Raw genomic sequence first — 16,113 nt, 5'->3', positions numbered from 1 at the left:
TAACGAGCGAGGAGGCGAACGAGGGCAGGTTTTATGGCTGACCTTCGCGGCGCACACGGCGGAAGAGCAGGTCGTTCACCACATGACCCTTCTCCAGGCCCTGCCCCTCGAAACGGGTGCGGGGGCGGAAGCCGGGACGTGGCGCGAAACCTCCGCCGGGCCGGGTGTTCGCGAACGCGGGGTGCGCGGTGAGCACCTCCAGCATCACCTCCGCGTACGGCTCCCAGTCCGTCGCGCAGTGCACGAGCGCGCCCGGCTTCAGACGGGTCGCGGCGAGGGTGAGGAAGTCCGGCTGGATCAGCCGCCGCTTGTGGTGCCGCTTCTTGGGCCAGGGGTCCGGGAAGAAGACGCGCAGCCCGTCGAGGGAGTCCGGGCGGAGCATCTCGCGCAGCAGGATGATCGCGTCGCCGTTGGCCACCCGGACGTTGCCGATGCCGCTCTGGTCGGCCAGGTTGAGCAGATTGCCCTGGCCGGGGGTGTGGACGTCCACGGCGAGGATGTTGGTGTCCGGGTCGGCGGCGGCCATCCGGGCGGTGGCCTCGCCCATGCCGAAGCCGATCTCCAGCACGACGGGGTTGTCGTTGCCGTACAGCTCGGCGAGGTCCAGGACCCGCGAGCCGTCGATGTCCAGTCCCCACAGGGGCCACAGCCGCTGCAAGGCGTCCGCCTGCCCCGCCGTCACCCGGCTCCGCCGCGGCTGGAAACTCCGGATCCGCCGCTCGAAGTGCGACCCGGCGGGGTCCGCCTTCGGGCCGTCCGGAAAACGCGGCTCCCCCTTGACCCGCACCCGTCCGGCGACGGCATCGAGGGTGGGGTGAGGGGCTTCGGGGGTGTTCAGCGAGTCAGACACAGTGGGGTCGATTTTACGGGGTCGGAGCCGAGCGACTCCGTGGCGTTCCCGACGCTCGTCGAGTCGGGGGCGGCGGGGACGACGGTGGGGTGGGGCGGCGAGGGTGTGGGTGCGGTGGGGTGCGGGCGGCAGGCGCGGGGTGGCGGGGCCGGCAGGGGCGGGCACAGGTCCGGGGCGGCGGGCGCGTGCAGGTCGGGGGTGTGCGGGCAGTGGGCGTGTGCGGGTGGCCGGGGGTTGCGGGCGGCCACGCATCGGGGCGGCCGGCGCGTGGTCGGCGGAGGTGTGCAGGGGTGTGCGGGCAGCCGGGATCTGCGGGCGCCACGCGTGGGGGTGGCAGGCGTGTGCGGCAGTCGGAGTTTGCGGGCGGCCAGGCACGGGGCGGCCGGCGCGTGTAGTCGGCGGAGGTGTGCAGGGGTCAGGTGTGCGGGCAGCCGGGATCTGCGGGTGCCGGGCGTGGGGGCGGCGGGCGCGTGCGGGCGCCGGGGCGTGGAGGGCAGCGGGGGTGTGGCGCCGGTGGGCGGGTCGAAGGGCGTGGTGGCTGCACCGTGGGCGCGTGTGGGTGGCCGGGGCGTGCTGGTGTTGGCGTGGGCGGTGGGGGGCGTCAGATGTGGTTCAGCGTGTTCAGGGCGCGGCGGGCCACCTCCCGGCCGATCGGCAGGGACGCCGTCGCCGCCGGGGACGGCGCGTTCAGGACGTGGACGGCGCGGGCGCCCTCATGGATCAGGAAGTCGTCCACCAGCGTGCCGTCCCGGAGCACCGCCTGGGCCCGCACCCCGGCCGCCGACGGGACCAGGTCCTCCTCCGTCACCGCGGGCAGCAGTCTGCGTACGGCCCGGGCGAACGCGGCCTTGGACAGCGAGCGCCACAGCTCCCCGCCCCCGTAGCGCCAGTGCCGGCCCGCTATCCGCCACGCTCCGGGCCAGGCCAGCGTCCGGGCCAGCTCACGGGGCCGGACCACCCCACGGTCGTAGCCCTCGCGGGCGAGTGCCGGGACGGCGTTGGGACCGACGTGGACGCCGCCGTCGATGCCGCGGGTGAGGTGCACGCCGAGGAAGGGGAACGCCGGGTCGGGGACCGGATAGACCAGGCCCCGCACCAGCTCGGGCCGCGCCAGCTCGTAGTACTCCCCCCGGAAGGGGATGATCCGCATGCCGGGATCGTCGCCGGTCATCCGGGCGATCTCGTCGCAGTACAGCCCGGCGCAGTTCACCAGAACCCGCCCGCGCACCACGTCGCCGTCCGCCGTCCGCACGGCGACCCCCAGGTCCGGGCGCCGGTCGATGCGCTGCACCTCCGCGCCGTAGCGGATCTCGGCGCCCGACGCCTCGGCCAGCTGCCGCGCGACCGCGACGAAGTCGCACACCCCGGTCGTCCCGACCTGTATGGCCGCCAGTCCCCGCACTCCTGGCTCGTACTCCGTGATCTGCCCCGCGACCAGCTCCCGCACCGGAATGCCGTTCTCCCGCCCGCGCTGCACCAGGGCGTGCAGCCGGGGCAGCTCGGCGCGCTCGGTGGCGACGATCAGCTTGCCGGTGACCGCGTGCGCGATGTCGTACTCCGCGCAGAACTTCACCATCTCGGCCGCGCCCCGCACCGCGTACCGCGCCTTGAGCGAGCCGGGGCGGTAGTAGATCCCGCTGTGGATGACGCCGCTGTTGTGCCCCGTCTGGTGCCGGGCCGGACCGGCCTCCTTCTCCAGCACCGTCACCCGCGTCCCGGGTGCGGCGCGCGTGAGGGCGTACGCCGCCGACAGGCCGACGATCCCGCCGCCGATCACCAGCACGTCACAGTCGTAAGCGACGGCCCGCACCCGCACCACCTCCCGCTCTCGATAGTGCACTGCGCCACTGACAACGCCCTCAAACCCGCCGGCCCGCCACGGGGCCGCGGGGGCGTCGCCCGGCGCGCCGCGCGACGCCCTACGCCGGGGTCATCAGCAGGGGCCGGGCCCGCTCCCGCAACTCCACCACCCGGGGCTCGTCCCCGTAGGGTTCCAGCCGGTGCAGCAGGTCCTTCACGTACTCCGTGGTCCGCGCGGACGATATCCGCCCCGCGACCTCCACCGCCCGCACCCCCTGCTCACATGCCGCGTCGAGGTTCCCGGACTCCAGTTCGGCGACCGCGGAGACGACGAGCCGCAGCCCGTGCGAGCGGACGAACTCCTCCGTCGGCCTCGACAGCGCCTGCTCGGTGAACCGCCGCACCTGGCGCGGCGCCTTCAGATCGCGGTAGCACTCCGCGGCGTCGGCCGCGAAACGGTCGTAGGAGTAGAAACCCAGCCAGGACGGGTCGTTGTCCCCGTCGCGCGAGCGCTCCAGCCAGCTCTCCGCCGCCTTCAGGGCCGCACCGGCCGCCTGCGCGTCACCGGCCCGCGCGTGGGCGCGTGCCTCGACCAGGCGGAAGAAGCTCATCGTGCGCGCGGTGGCCAGACCGCGGTTGCGCTCCAGCGCGGCCTGCGCGAGGTCGACGCCCTCGTCGCCGAAGCCCCGGTAGGTCGCCTGGAGGGACATGGAGGCCAGGACGTAGCCGCCGAGCGGCACGTCCGCCGCGGCCCGGGCGAGCCGCAGGGCCTGGATGTAGTACCGCTGCGCGGCCTCCTGCTGGCCGGTGTCGAAGGCCATCCACCCGGCGAGCCGGGTCAGCTCCGCGCTCGCCCCGAACAGCGCCCGCCCGACCTCGTCGGAGTAGGCGCCGAGCAGCAGCGGTGCCGCCTCCACCCGCAGGCACTCCGGCACCATCGACGAACGCCAGTCGCCGCCCCCGTACTTGGAGTCCCAGCGCCGCGCGTCCTCCGCGGCCTCGCGCAGCTTCTGCACATCGCTGTGGCCGACTTTGGCCGGTGCGCCGGACCCCTCGGCCGGGCTCACCTCGCGCGCGACCGAGCTGTCGGCCGGGGTTATCAGCCATCGTGAGGCGGGCGTGGCGTACGCGCTCACCGCGAACGAGCCGGCGAGCGACTGCCAGATGCCGCCGGAGCCGGCCCGGCGCCCGGCCAGGTCGAGGCGGTACAGGTCGGTCGCCGAACGCACCGCCTGCCCGACGTCCCTGGGGAAGGCGAGGCCCACCTCCGGCGCGGGATCCGCGTCCGCCAGCCCGATCTCGTGGAGCGGCACCGGACGGCCCAGCTTCTGCCCGATCGCGGCCGCGATGAGGTGGGGCGCGGCACCCTGCGGCACCATGCCCTTCGACACCCAGCGCGCGACCGAGGTCTTGTCGTAGCGAAGCGTCAACCCGCGCTGGGCGCCAAGGTCGTTGACGCGTCGTGCGAGTCCCGCGTTGCTGATTCCCGCGAGGGCGAGAACGGCGCCGAGCTTTTCGTTCGGCCCGCGTTGCTCCCTGGACATGCGCCACCCCTCGACACAGACGGCTGCCGCGATGGCATAACCACGCGGCATTCGTAAACCCAGCGTAGTTCGCCGCATCCCAAGCGTTAAGGGGCATTGTTCCGGATGGCGGGATTGTGGTCCGTACGGAAGTACGGTCCCGATACGCACAGTTGTGGCGTGCTCCCGTTGTGTGGCCGTGCGCCCGTCCGTGCGCTCTTCTCCGGCCATCGGGGGAGCGGTTCCATGGCTGTGCGTGGGTCGGCCCGCTGTACTGGACCAGTGGGCTGGGGGATACCGCCGCCTCAATCCCCGCGGGCGGTGGACCGGTCCGGGAGGCGAACTCCGCCTCCCGGACCGTGCGCTGCCCGATCGGTGCGCAGAGCCTGTACGGAGCGTGCACGAAGCGTATGCACGTGCACCTGCCCGGTGTCGATTTGGCCGAAAATCAACCTCGCCTCCTGTGCGGTATTTCCGCGTCCACCACGGGGTTTGAGGGCGCGTTGGTGTTCTACGGGGGGCGTATCAGGGGCGCATTCGCGTCGCGGTTGCCGTACGGCCAGCGGCTGTTGGGGCAGCCGCGATGCGTCAGCGGGCGGATTCCGGGGTATCTCCGGGATGTTCCGGGGTCGCGCGAGGCGGTGCGCGGGGCGCATTCAGGGGATCACAAGCGGCACCGCCGCCGCTCTGCGGCGCGTTCTTCGTGGCAGCATGGTGAACCGGTTCGTTCGGTGCACTGGTTGTCCACAGCCTGTGGAGGCGTCGATGCGGTGGTTGGTGGGGTGGAGCAGCACCGCCGCGGGAGCCGCCCGGATCGGTTCGGCGGGCGCGACCGGTCTCGACGGCGAGACCCTGCACCCCGTCGGCTCCCAACTCCTCTGGGGCGACCCGGATCCGCTGTGGGCCGTCGGCGACTGGCGTCCCGACGAGGTCCGGCTGGTCTCCGCCGACGCCCAGACCCGCATCGCCGTCCTCGGCACCTGCGGCGCCAGCGACGAGGAGCTGCGCCTCGGACTGTTCACCGCGCGCGGAGGGGCACTTCGCCATCTGACGGCCTGGCCGGGCAGCTACACGGCGGTCGTCCAGGCCGGCCGGCGCATCACGGTCTGCGGCGATCTGGCGGGCGCGAGACCCGTCTTCCACACCCCCTGGGCGGGCGGCACCGCCTACGCGACCGCCGCCCTGCCGCTGGCCGACCTCATCGAGGCCAACCTCGACTTCGGCCACCTCGCCGCCCTGCTGGCCGCCCCCGACGTACCGGCCGCCCTGCACGACTCCACCCCGTACGACGGGGTGCGCCGCATCCCGCCGGGACACGCGCTCATCCTGCGCGCCGGGGCCCGCGAGGTCGCCGGCTACGAACAGGTCGCCTCGCTGGCCGTCGCCGCGCCGCCCGCCGACCCCGACCGCGCGGTGGACGCCGTCCGTGACGCCCTGGTGGAGGCCGTGCGCGCCCGCCTCGCCGCCCCGCGGCACGTGCCCGGCGCCGACATCGACCCCGGGCCCGTCCCCGGCATGGGCCCCGCCGAACGGCGTGCCGCGCGCGGGATGCCGGTGCCCGGCATCGGGGCCGATCTGTCGGGCGGGTCCGCCTCGGGGACGCTGGCGCTGCTGGCGGCCGGGCTGCCCGGGAGGCCGGGGACGGTGCTGGGACACGGCACGGGGGCCGGCGAGCGGCTGCTGGCGGTCACCTTCAACGATCTGGCGGTGGGCGGCCGGGAGGCCGAACTGGAGCGGGCCGGAGCGCTGGCCGCCAACCCGCGCTTCCACCACGTGGTGGTGGCGGGCGGCGAGGAGACCCTGCCGTACGCCGCCCTGGAAGGCCCCCTGACCGACGAGCCCGGCGCCAGCCTGGTGACGGCCGCCCGGCACCGCGCCCGGCTCGCGTCCGGCAGCGCGGACCACCTCACGGGCTACGGCGCCCGCCAGGTGCTGGACGCCCACCCGGCCCGCCTCGCCGACCTGCTGATGGACCGCCAAAGGCGCCATCTGGTCCGGCCGGTGGCCGCCCTCGCGAAGGCGGACGGGTCCGTACTGGTCCCCGCGCGCGTGTACGCCGCGGCCCGGCGGCTCGCCCGCACGCCCTACGGGTCGGGCCTGGAGCACCTCGCCGAGCGGCTGCTGCAGAAGCGCTTCGAGGAACCCGGCGGCGCGGTCGGTGCCTCACTCGCCGCGCTGACCTGGGCCAGGCCCGGTCCGGCGGCCCGATGGCTGACGGGAGAGGCACTGGCTGAAGTATCGATTCGCTTGCAGGGGGCCACCCATCGCTCCGGCGCCGGGCTCGGACCGGGCCAGCGGCCGGGCGACTTCCGCGCGCGGGCCGCCCTCGCCCGCACGGCCGCCGACATCCGGGTACTCGAACAGGCCGCCGAGATCCGCTTCCAGCGCCTGCACGCCCCCTTCCTCGACAACCAGGTCGTCCGGGCCTGCCGCGCCCTGCCGGAGGCCCTGCGGGTCCAGCCCGGGGCGCGCGCCTCGATCCTGCGCAGGGTCCTGCAGGGCGCCGGCGTCACCGAGCTCCCGCCCGGCTGGGGCGCGCCCTCCCACGCCCCGGCTGCGGCCGCCGCCCGGGCCGGCCTCCGGGTCGCGGTCGACTCCCTGATGACGCTGTTCGACACGCCCCTGCTGGCGGAGGCGGGCCTGGTCGAGGCACGCGTCGTCCGCAAGGCACTGCGCGCCGCCACCCAGGGCGAGCCGCTCCCCCTGGACGGCCTGGCGGACCTCGTGTCCCTGGAGCTGTGGCTACGGCGGCTGCTGGCCCGGCGGGGCACCTGCTGGACCGGGACACCGGCACGCGCGCGTGCGGTGCCCTCGGGGATCACACCACGCCGGGGGGCACTGGCGTCCGGCGGATGAGCGTCACCCGCACCGGAACTTCGAGTCCGCCCAGTCCGCCACGGCCAGGCTGTCGAAGGGGCCGTGCGGTTCGACGACCAGGCGCACCGTGCGGTGCCCGGTGAGGTTCACCTCCACGGGAGTCGCCGCGTCCCCGCCCCGGATCAGTCCGGACTTCCAGAGCAGGGTGCCGTCGGCGTAGACGGAGAAGTGGACCCGCCCCAGGCCCAGCGTCGAGTCGTCGACGCCCACCAGGGCCTCGTACGAGGTGCACGCGCGATTGAGGTCGACGGTGACGGACGACCGGGCGTGCACGGTCACCCCGTGCGCGTACCGCGTCCCGCCGATCGACAGGCCGTGGCGCTGCCAGACCCAGCTGCTCCCGCTCAGCCGCAGTTCGGGCTCGGTGCCGTCGCCCACGACGTCGTACGCGAGTTCGCCGAGGTGGTACGAGGCGGGCGGCTGGGGAGGCGCGGGCGCCGGAGGCGGAGTCGGGGCCGGCGTCGGGGTGGGGGACGGCGGCGGTGTCGGGGACGGCTCGGGCGGGGGCGTGGGTGCGGGGCTGGGCTTGGGGGCCGGGGAGGGGGTGGGCCTCGGGGGCGGGTCGGCCGCCGGCACGACCGGCGGCGCGGGCGGCGCGGGGGGTGCCAGGGGCGGCTGCGGGGCCGGTTCCGACGGGGTGCGCGTGGGCGGTTCGGGCTGGGCCGCCGGGGCCGAGGCGGGGGGCTTGGCGGCCGGCTTGCCGTCGGCGGGCTGGTCGTCGCCTGCCAGGGCTAGGGCCACCACCGCGATCGCCGTGGCGACGACGCCCGCGGCGATCCCTGCCTTCACGGGCGCTCCGAGGCCCTCCGACGCCGCCGCGCCGCCCCCGCCGCCCCCGCCGGACGAGCCGCCCGCCGCCGCGCCGCCGGCACCGGACGCACCGGACGAGCCGGCAGCCGTCCCACCCGCTCCCGAGCCGCCGGCAGCCGCCCCACCCGCTCCCGAGCCGCCCGCCGCCGCGCCGCCCGCGGCGGAAACGGCCCCCGCCGCCCCGGCCGCCCCGGCTCCGCCCGCGACGAGCCCGGCCACCTTCGCGTAACCGGCGGCGCCGAACCAGCCGATGACGGCGACCGGCACCACTGCGGGGATGCTGCTCGCGAGGTCCTCGATCTGGCTCGCCGCCAGCCGGCACTTCGCGCACTCCTCCAGGTGCTTGCGCAGCCCCCGCTCGGCCCGGGTGCGCAGCCTGCGCCGGGCGTACGTGCCGAGCTGGTCGGCGTAGCGGGCGCACTCCTCGTCGCTGGTGAGCGTGGCGCTGACATGGGCCTGGAGATAGGCCTGCTTGAGACCCTCGCGGGCGCGGCTGGCGAGGACACGGGTGCCGTTGGCGTCCAGCCCGAAGAGCGTGGCGACCTCGCTCGGCGACTCCTCCTCGACCTCGGTGTGCCACAGGACGGCCTGCCAGCGCTCCGGCAGCGAACGGAACGCCCGCATGGCCAGCGACTGTTCGGCGGCGTGCATGGCCCGCACGTCCGCGCCCAGGTCCATGGTGTCGGTGTCGGACACCTCGGAGGCCCGGCCGGCCTCGGCGGCGAACACCGCGAAGTCGTCCACCAGTTGCTCGCGTCGCGCGGTGTTCGTCCAGTTCGCGGCCACGCGCCGGACGGTGGTCAGCAGATAGGCCCGTACGGCGTGCTGCGGGCCGTGTCCGCCGCGCACCGCCTGGAGCACGCGCGCGAAGACCTCGGCGGTGAGGTCGTCGGCGGTGTGCGGATCACGGCAGCACGTGCGCGCGTACCGGCGTACGGCCTCCGCGTGGCGGCGGTACAGCTCCTCGTAGGCGCTGTCGTCGCCCGCGCGCATCCGGCCGAGCAACTCGGCGTCGGAGGGTGGCAGCTCGATCGGCGGCGGCAGGACGCCGTCCTCCCGCCGGTCGCGTTGTGCCGGCACCTGGGGCGCGGGCAGGCCGCCGGCCTCGCCGTCCCCGTCACCGCGTGACCCGTCCCGGTCACCGCGTGACCCGTCCCGCCCGTCAAAACTCATCGCGGAAAGCCCCCGCCGCCTGCCCAACCCGTCCCGATCAGGGGCCAGGTTGCCATATTGGCTTTTGTTCAGGAGGTGGTCGCAGGAACCATCCACCCGTCCGTGGCGGCCGGTCGTGAGCCAGTGCTAGGACTCAGCCGTTCGGGGCGGGCAACAGACCACCCGGGCAACCGGGTCGGGCAGGGGAGGAAGCACGGTCCGGGTGCGGAAGACGTGCGGACGAGGCGTGGGCGGGTGACGCCCACGCCCGCCGTCACATCGGCCGCGACCGCAGGCCCTCCAGGAGGATGTCCAGCAGCCGTGCCGAGGCCGCCGCCTGCTGCGCCGCGTCGGGCAGCGCCGGTGCCGCCGTCGCGATCACCAGCAGGACGTCGGAGACCGACACGTCCGGCCGCAGTGCGCCCGCCGCGCGCGCCCGCTCCACGAGCTGACCCACCACGTCGAGCAGTGCCGCCGCACCGGCGTCGTCCCCGGCCGTCGACGGCTCCGGCACCAGCCGCAGTTCACCGCCGCCGGACTGGGTCCGCTGCTGCGGCACGCGCGCCCCGTCGAGCTCGTCCTCCTCGGTGACGCCGACCCGCAGCACCTGCGGCGGCAGCAGCCGCCCGGCGCCGGACGCCACCGACGTGCGCAGGAAGCGCGACAGGGCCGACCACGGCTCGTCCTCCTGACCGAGCGCCGCCCGGGCCTGGTCGGTCAGCCGGGAGGTCTCCTCCTCGGCTATCCGCCGCACCAGGACGTCCTTGCTCGGGAAGCGGCGGTACACCGTGCCGACGCCCACGCGGGCGCGGCGTGCCACGTCCTCCATCGGCGCGCCGTAGCCGAGCTCGCCGAAGACCTCGCGCGCGGCCCGCAGTACGTGTTCGAGATTGCGCTGTGCGTCCACCCGCAGCGGCGCGGTCCGCGGGCCGTCCCCGCGTCCGTTGCTCGCCGCCGCGACCGCGCCACCAGGTGCGACGGCAGTCGCGGATGACCAACGAGAGTCCTGAATCTGCATACGAAATCCCCCGGTAATGATGTCTCCCCCCGGAGACACTCCCCGCATTCGGCAGCCGGAGCGCCGGGAACAGGCCCCTACCGCGAGCCTGCCCGCCGGGCCACCGGGCCGCCCGTCGCGAACCCGAGAACCGACGAGCGCATCCCCCTACACCCCGTCGACACACGAACATAGTTGAGAGGCAGTCAATTCAGAAGGGGCAGGTTCCGCACGGAGCGCCCCCCGATCGGAGTACGGGTCGTATACGTCCCGATTGCGCCCCCTTGCTCCACCCGGCTTACACCTCCTGACCTGCGCGACTCCCGCACGGCCGGTCGTTTCGGCCAACCATGGGCTCGCTCCCGGCCCGGTCACACAAATTGTCGAGGCTGTGGACAAACGCAAGCGCCGGGTGCGTCATGGGATGGTGAAGGAACGTGCGCGCATTCTCGTTGTCGGCGGCGGCTACGTCGGGATGTACACGGCCCTGCGCCTGCGGCGGAAGCTGAGGCGGGAGCTCGGTCGGGGCGAGGTCGAGATCACGGTCGTCACCCCCGACCCATATATGACCTATCAGCCGTTCCTCCCCGAGGCGGCCGCCGGTTCCATCTCCCCGCGCCACGTCGTGGTGCCCCTGCGCCGCGTCCTGCCCGACTGCCGGGTGATCGTCGGCGAGGTCCGCTCCGTCCAGCACGCCAAACGCCTGGCGACCCTCGCGACCCTCGCCACCGAGGAGGAGGGCGCCGGCCTCGAACCGCTGCCGTACGACGAACTGGTCCTCGCCCCCGGTTCGGTCTCGCGGGCCCTGCCGGTGCCCGGCCTCGCCGACCACGGCATCGGCTTCAAGACCGTCGAGGAGGCCATCGGCCTGCGCAACCACGTCCTCGAGCAGATGGACATCGCCTCCTCCACCCGTGACCCCGACATCCGCGACGCGGCCCTCACCTTCGTCTTCGTCGGCGGCGGCTACGCCGGCGTCGAAGCCCTCGGCGAGCTGGAGGACATGGCCCGCTACGCCACGCGCTACTACCACAACATCCGCCCCGAGGACCTGAAGTGGATCCTCGTCGAGGCGACCGGCCGCATCCTCCCCGAGGTGGGCGAGGAACTCGGCCGCTACACCATCACCGAGCTGCGCCGCCGCAACATCCAGGTCCTCCTGGAGACCCGCCTGGAGTCCTGCGCGGACCGGGTGGCGGTGCTCAGCGACGGCCAGCGCTTCCCCACGCGCACGGTCGTCTGGACGGCCGGCGTCAAACCCCACCCCCTGCTCGCCGCCACCGACCTGCCGCGCAACGGCCGGGGCCGCCTGCGCTGCACCCCGGAACTTGCCGTCGAGGGGCACGCGCACGCGTGGGCCGCCGGTGACGCCGCCGCCGTCCCCGACGTCACGGCCGGCGCGCCCGGCGCGGAGTGCGCCCCCAACGCCCAGCACGCGCTCCGCCAGGCGAAGGTTCTGGGCGACAACGTCGTCCGCTCCCTGCGCGGCGAACCCCTCCGGACGTACGCGCACAAGTACGCCGGCTCGGTCGCCTCCCTCGGACTGCACAAGGGCGTCGCCCACGTCTACGGGCGCAAGGTGAAGGGCTACCCCGCGTGGTTCATGCACCGGGCCTACCACCTGAGCAGGGTGCCGACCTTCAACCGCAAGGCGCGCGTGCTCGCCGAATGGGTCCTCGCCGGCCTCTTCAAACGGGAGATCGTCTCCCTCGGTTCACTCGAACATCCCCGAGCGGAGTTCGAACTCGCGGCCGGTGGAAAGCCTCCTTACGACCCGAAGGGGTCGACCTGACCTTCCCGAGGAACTCCTACGGCCACCCCCGCGTCTGACGGATGTCGGCCCGGTCGGCCACACTGCCAGACTGGTCCCCGCGCCGGGGCGGCCCGACGCCCACCCCGGCCACCGAACCCACGAGGCTTTTCCCAAGTGCTGCACTTCCCAGGGGTCATGACACGGCACGGCCACCGCCGTGCCACCCCCGGGGGACCGGGCCAGGTCCGGAGCCGGTCGACGACGACTACACGAGGCAAGGATTCGTGAACTTCACGCGCTGGAGCGCCCGGCTCCCCGGAACGCAGCGCCGCGCCGCAGCGCGGACCGACCAGGCGGTCACGCCGGACCGCCGCGGGGACGGCTCCGTTCCCGCGGCCCGCGCCGAACAGCTGACCGACGACCCGCCGTCGACGCCCGCCGTCGACGAACTGCCCGTGCGCGAGGTCCTGGAGCGCGTCCCCGCACTCGTCGCCCTCGTCCACGGCCCCGACCACCGCCTCGCCTACGTCAACGACGCCTACGCCACGGCCTTCGGCGGCCGCCAGGTCGGCGAACCGGCGGGCGACGCGCTCCCCGAACTCCGCGAGCTCGGCCTGCTGCCCCTCCTCGAGCAGGTCCTACGCAGCGGCAAGCCCCGCACGGTCAAGTCCCGCAAGGCCCCCGACGGCCGCTCCTACACCTTCACCTGCACCCCGGTGGCCGACGGCGAAGGAGCCGGCGTCCTGGTCTTCGCCACCGACGTCACCGACCACGCCGAGGCCGCCGAGCGGGTCAGAGCCAGCGAACGCCGCCAGCGCGAGACGGCCGTGACCCTCCAGAGGTCACTGCTCCCCCAGGAACTCGAACAGCCGGACGACCTGCGCATCGCCGTCGCCTACCAGCCGGGCGGCACGGAAGCCGCGGTCGGCGGCGACTGGTACGACGTGATCACCCTCGGCGGCGGCCGCACCGCCCTGGTGATCGGGGACGTCATGGGCAGGGGCGTGCGCGCCGCGGCGGTCATGGGCCAGCTCCGCACCGCCGTCCGCGCCTACGCCCGCCTCGACCTCCCTCCGCACGAGGTCCTCCAGCTGCTCGACGGCCTCGCCACGGAGATCGACCCCAACCAGATCGCCACGTGCGTGTACGCGGTGCACGACCCGAACGAGGGCCGGCTGGTGTACGCGTCCGCGGGCCACCTCCCCATCCTCGTCCGCGACGAGAACGGCACGGTCCTGCGCGCCGACGAGCCCAACGGCCCGCCGCTCGGCACCGGCGGCTGGATGCACGCCTCGGGCTCGGTCCCGCTCGCCCCCGGATCCACGGCCGTCCTCTACACCGACGGCCTGGTCGAACGCCGGGACGCCGACCTGGACGAGGGCATCGAGGCGCTCCAGCGCGCCCTGGCCGGGGCCAGGGGCACGCCCCAGGTGATCTGCGACCGCCTGCTCCGCTCGGCCGGCGTCACCGCCGACCACGACGACGACGTGGCCGTCCTGGTCCTCCAGCACCCGGCGCGCACCGGCGCCGACGGCGAGCTCTTCCGCAACGCCGCGCTGGAACTGCTCGGCGGCGTCGAAGCGGCCCCCCGCGCGCGTGCCTTCGCCTCCGGCGTCCTCAGCAGCTGGCGCTTCCCGGCCGAGCTGCACGACCTGGGCGTCCTGGCCGCCAGCGAACTGGTGGCCAACTCCCTCCAGCACGGCACCCCACCGATGCGGCTGCGCCTGCGCCGCACCGACCGCCGTCTGATCGTCGAGGTCACCGACGGCGACGACCACCTGCCCCGTCGCCGCCGGGCGGAACCGGGCGACGAGTCGGGCCGTGGCATCGCGATCGTCGCGACGATCGCCTCCGCCTGGGGCAGCCGCAGAACACCCGGCGGCGGAAAGGCGGTGTGGTGCGAGTTCGCCCTGCCGAACAAGCAGGCATGACCCCTCGGACGACCTGACACCGCCCGACGGCGTGGCCCCGGCGAGGGCTACGCCTCCGCCGGCACCGGCTCCTGGGCCCCGCCCCGGGTGACGACACGGCTGCGCGCCCGCCACGGCTGGTCCTGCGCCTCGGTCAGCTGCCGCCCCAGCCGCACCGCCAGCACGGTGATGCCCAGCGAGAACAGCAGGAACGTCACGATGTACGGCGCGTGCAGCGAGGCCCCCATGGGCCCGCCCACCGCCGGCCCGACGGCCAGCGCCAGCTGCTTCACCAGGGCGAACGCGGAGTTGTACTGCCCCGCCATCCCCCGCGGCGCCAGATCGGCGACGAGCGGGGCCACCGTCGGCGACAGCATCGCCTCACCGAGCCCGAACAGCGCGTACGTCGAGACGAAGGCGGCCGTCGCCATCTCCTGACTGCCGTGCCCCAGCCCGGCGTACCCCGCGGTGAGCCAGGCCACGGCCCAGATCAGTCCCACGAGGGCGATCATCCGTGACCGCCGGCGCCGCTCGACGAACCTCAGCACCAGGAACTGCGCCACGACGATCATCGCGGTGTTGGCGGCCAGCGCGGTCCCCAGCGCGGACGTGGAGATCCCGGCGGCCTCGACGCCGTACGCACTGAGCCCCGACTCGAACTGTCCGTAGCAGGCGAAGAACAGCACGAACCCGAGCACGCACAGCTGCACCATCGCCCGGTTCCCCAGCAGCTGCTTCCAGCCGCCCTTCGCGGAGGCGGCGGCCGCGGGGGCTTCCTCGATCCGCGGCGAGCGCGGCATCCGCACGGTCGCCATCACCACGACCAGCAGCAGGAACATCGCCGCCTCGATCGCGAACAGCAGCGTGAACGACGACACCCGCGTGGCGTCGACGAGGTGCCCTCCGATGAGCCCGCCCACGCCGAGCCCGAGGTTCTGCAGGAAGAACTGCGTCGCGAACGCCCGCGACCGCGTCTGTGCCGACGAGCAGTCCACGATCATCGTCGCCAGCGCCGGCTGCATCACGGCCTGCCCGGCACCGAGCGCCGCCGCCGACAGCAGTACGGCGGTCGCGTTGCTCGCGAGCCCCAGGCTCAGCGCCCCCACGGCGGCGGTGACCAGGGCGGCGAGCAGAACCGGCAGCGGGCCGCGCCGGACGATGGCACGCCCGGCGAACGGCAGCACGATCAGCGCGGCAACGGCGAAGACGGCGAGCACCAGCCCCGCCGTCATGGCCCCCAGTCCCCGCACCTGCGCCACATAGACGTACAGATAGGGGACGGTGAAGCCGAGCCCGAAGGCGCTGAGTGCGTTACCCACGTGGATCCGGCGCATCGCTGCGCCCATCGCCCTGGTCACGTTCACCTCTCTCAGGATCGTGAAGTCTCCAGAGGTTAGGACTGAAGACTTCGAAGCTAAACTTCGAATGTAAAGAGTACATACAGAAGGACTTCAACGCCAACGGGCCCGTGCCATACTCGATCCATGGGCGACACCCCCGGAGCCGCAGAGCCGACCCTCGAAGAACAGATCGCGGCCTACCAGCGCGAGTTCCAGGACCTGGATCCGCAGGTCGAGAAGATCGTCTCGGCGCTGTCGCGGCTCAACCGCCGTATGAACGTCGCCTACGGCCGCCAGACCGCGGCCCTCGGCATCAGCAACGCCGAGTGGGAGGTCCTCAAGGCACTCGTCCTCTCCGGCGCCCCCTACCGGATGGGCCCCAGCGAACTCGCGAAGCGTCTCGGCCTCACGCCGGCCGCGATGACCCATCGGATCGACCGCATGGTCGCCGAGGGGCTGGTGACCCGGGAGCGGGACGAGAACAACCGGGTACGCGTGATCGTGGAGCTGACCGCCGAGGGACGCGAGAAGTGGCTGGAGGCGATGCGCCTCGCGACGGTCTTCGAGGAGGACCTCCTCCAGGACCTGTCCCCGGACGACCGGACTGCCCTCGGCGAGGTCCTCACCAGGCTCCTCCGCCGGGTGGAGCACGCGCAGCCGGACGCGGGTGGTCGCCTCAGCGACCTGGACTGACCAGGGCTTCCCGCTCCTTACGAGGGGATGGACAGGCGGTGCTTGACAGTGGCCCGCCCGATCCGTAAAGTTCTTCGGGTTGCCGCGGAGCCGTAACGGTTCTCCGGCAGCACCTCCCGCCGCGCGAGCGGCAATCAAACCACCAGCACGACCTTCCCACGGGAACAATTTCGGCATGCCCGAATTGAATTCCGAATGGGACTCGACGACCCCGATCGGCTCGATTGGGAATCACCGAGAGGATCCGCTAAGGTTTGAGACGTCGGAACGGCCGAAGGGCCGGGAAGACAAACCCCGCTGACTGGGGATCAGGTCGAGAAAAGATCTGATAGAGTCGGAAACGCAAGACCGAAGGGAAGCGCCCGGAGGAAAGCCGCGAGAGAGATTCTCGGGTGAGTACAAAGGAAG

10 protein-coding genes are annotated in these 16,113 nt (G+C 73.7%); 4 read left to right on the top strand and 6 right to left on the bottom strand.

The genetic code is table 11. From position 1 onward, the window contains the following. Positions 1 to 31 precede the first annotated feature (31 nt). The 3 genes from trmB to ACIP2X_RS19660 all read right to left on the bottom strand — a co-directional run bounded on the left by trmB (position 32) and on the right by ACIP2X_RS19660 (position 4,194). Positions 32 to 850 (bottom strand): tRNA (guanosine(46)-N7)-methyltransferase TrmB, encoded by an 819-nt coding sequence (gene trmB, locus ACIP2X_RS19670; RefSeq protein ID WP_401674549.1) that lies wholly within the window; start codon positions 848 to 850, stop codon positions 32 to 34. A gap of 601 nt (positions 851 to 1,451) precedes the next feature. After that, on the bottom strand, positions 1,452 to 2,690 hold the full coding sequence (gene lhgO / locus ACIP2X_RS19665) for an L-2-hydroxyglutarate oxidase (RefSeq protein ID WP_401674546.1): 1,239 nt from the start codon (positions 2,688 to 2,690) through the stop codon (positions 1,452 to 1,454). 79 nt (positions 2,691 to 2,769) lie between these two features. Next, the gene (locus ACIP2X_RS19660; RefSeq protein ID WP_401674543.1) at positions 2,770 to 4,194 is read right to left on the bottom strand and encodes an MFS transporter; all 1,425 of its coding nucleotides are present in this window, start codon (positions 4,192 to 4,194) and stop codon (positions 2,770 to 2,772) included. A gap of 744 nt (positions 4,195 to 4,938) precedes the next feature. On the opposite strand from ACIP2X_RS19660, the gene ACIP2X_RS19655 reads away from it, so the two are divergent. Next, positions 4,939 to 7,029 (top strand): asparagine synthase-related protein, encoded by a 2,091-nt coding sequence (locus ACIP2X_RS19655; protein ID WP_401674540.1) that lies wholly within the window; start codon positions 4,939 to 4,941, stop codon positions 7,027 to 7,029. A 3-nt stretch (positions 7,030 to 7,032) separates the two neighbouring features. Here ACIP2X_RS19655 and ACIP2X_RS19650 read toward each other — a convergent pair whose 3' ends face one another. Continuing rightward, positions 7,033 to 9,033: a sigma-70 family RNA polymerase sigma factor gene (locus tag ACIP2X_RS19650; RefSeq protein ID WP_401674538.1), complete on the bottom strand. Its 2,001-nt coding sequence runs from the start codon at positions 9,031 to 9,033 to the stop codon at positions 7,033 to 7,035. A 253-nt stretch (positions 9,034 to 9,286) separates the two neighbouring features. Then, positions 9,287 to 10,030 (bottom strand): TetR/AcrR family transcriptional regulator, encoded by a 744-nt coding sequence (locus ACIP2X_RS19645; RefSeq protein WP_401674535.1) that lies wholly within the window; start codon positions 10,028 to 10,030, stop codon positions 9,287 to 9,289. 403 nt (positions 10,031 to 10,433) lie between these two features. Here ACIP2X_RS19645 and ACIP2X_RS19640 point away from each other — a divergent pair, with 403 nt between their 5' ends. Continuing rightward, complete coding sequence (locus ACIP2X_RS19640) at positions 10,434 to 11,801, top strand: NAD(P)/FAD-dependent oxidoreductase (RefSeq protein WP_401674532.1); 1,368 nt, start codon at positions 10,434 to 10,436, stop codon at positions 11,799 to 11,801. 245 nt (positions 11,802 to 12,046) lie between these two features. After that, positions 12,047 to 13,693, top strand: a complete 1,647-nt coding sequence (locus ACIP2X_RS19635) for a SpoIIE family protein phosphatase (protein WP_401674530.1) — start codon at positions 12,047 to 12,049, stop codon at positions 13,691 to 13,693. A gap of 47 nt (positions 13,694 to 13,740) precedes the next feature. Here the strand turns inward: ACIP2X_RS19635 and ACIP2X_RS19630 are convergent, their stop codons facing one another. Continuing rightward, the gene (locus ACIP2X_RS19630; RefSeq protein ID WP_401675802.1) at positions 13,741 to 15,018 is read right to left on the bottom strand and encodes an MFS transporter; all 1,278 of its coding nucleotides are present in this window, start codon (positions 15,016 to 15,018) and stop codon (positions 13,741 to 13,743) included. Positions 15,019 to 15,156: 138 nt separating this feature from the next. Between ACIP2X_RS19630 and ACIP2X_RS19625 the strand changes: the two genes are divergently transcribed. After that, positions 15,157 to 15,705, top strand: a complete 549-nt coding sequence (locus ACIP2X_RS19625) for a MarR family winged helix-turn-helix transcriptional regulator (protein WP_401674527.1) — start codon at positions 15,157 to 15,159, stop codon at positions 15,703 to 15,705. Positions 15,706 to 16,113: the final 408 nt, after the last annotated feature.

Source organism: Streptomyces sp. NPDC089424, assembly GCF_044749345.1.
Classification (GTDB): domain Bacteria; phylum Actinomycetota; class Actinomycetes; order Streptomycetales; family Streptomycetaceae; genus Streptomyces.
The sequence above is the reverse complement of the archived record's forward strand: the minus strand, read 5'-3'. Positions and strand labels throughout refer to the sequence as shown.

Excerpts from the sequence above, each read along its gene's own strand:
- ACIP2X_RS19660 (WP_401674543.1), bottom strand. The coding sequence starts at position 4,194 with ATGTCCAGGGAGCAACGCGGGCCGAACGAAAAGCTCGGCGCCGTTCTC.
- ACIP2X_RS19655 (WP_401674540.1), top strand. The coding sequence starts at position 4,939 with ATGCGGTGGTTGGTGGGGTGGAGCAGCACCGCCGCGGGAGCCGCCCGG.
- ACIP2X_RS19650 (WP_401674538.1), bottom strand. The coding sequence starts at position 9,033 with ATGAGTTTTGACGGGCGGGACGGGTCACGCGGTGACCGGGACGGGTCA.
- ACIP2X_RS19645 (WP_401674535.1), bottom strand. The coding sequence starts at position 10,030 with ATGCAGATTCAGGACTCTCGTTGGTCATCCGCGACTGCCGTCGCACCT.
- ACIP2X_RS19640 (WP_401674532.1), top strand. The coding sequence starts at position 10,434 with ATGGTGAAGGAACGTGCGCGCATTCTCGTTGTCGGCGGCGGCTACGTC.
- ACIP2X_RS19630 (WP_401675802.1), bottom strand. The coding sequence starts at position 15,018 with ATGGGCGCAGCGATGCGCCGGATCCACGTGGGTAACGCACTCAGCGCC.
- ACIP2X_RS19625 (WP_401674527.1), top strand. The coding sequence starts at position 15,157 with ATGGGCGACACCCCCGGAGCCGCAGAGCCGACCCTCGAAGAACAGATC.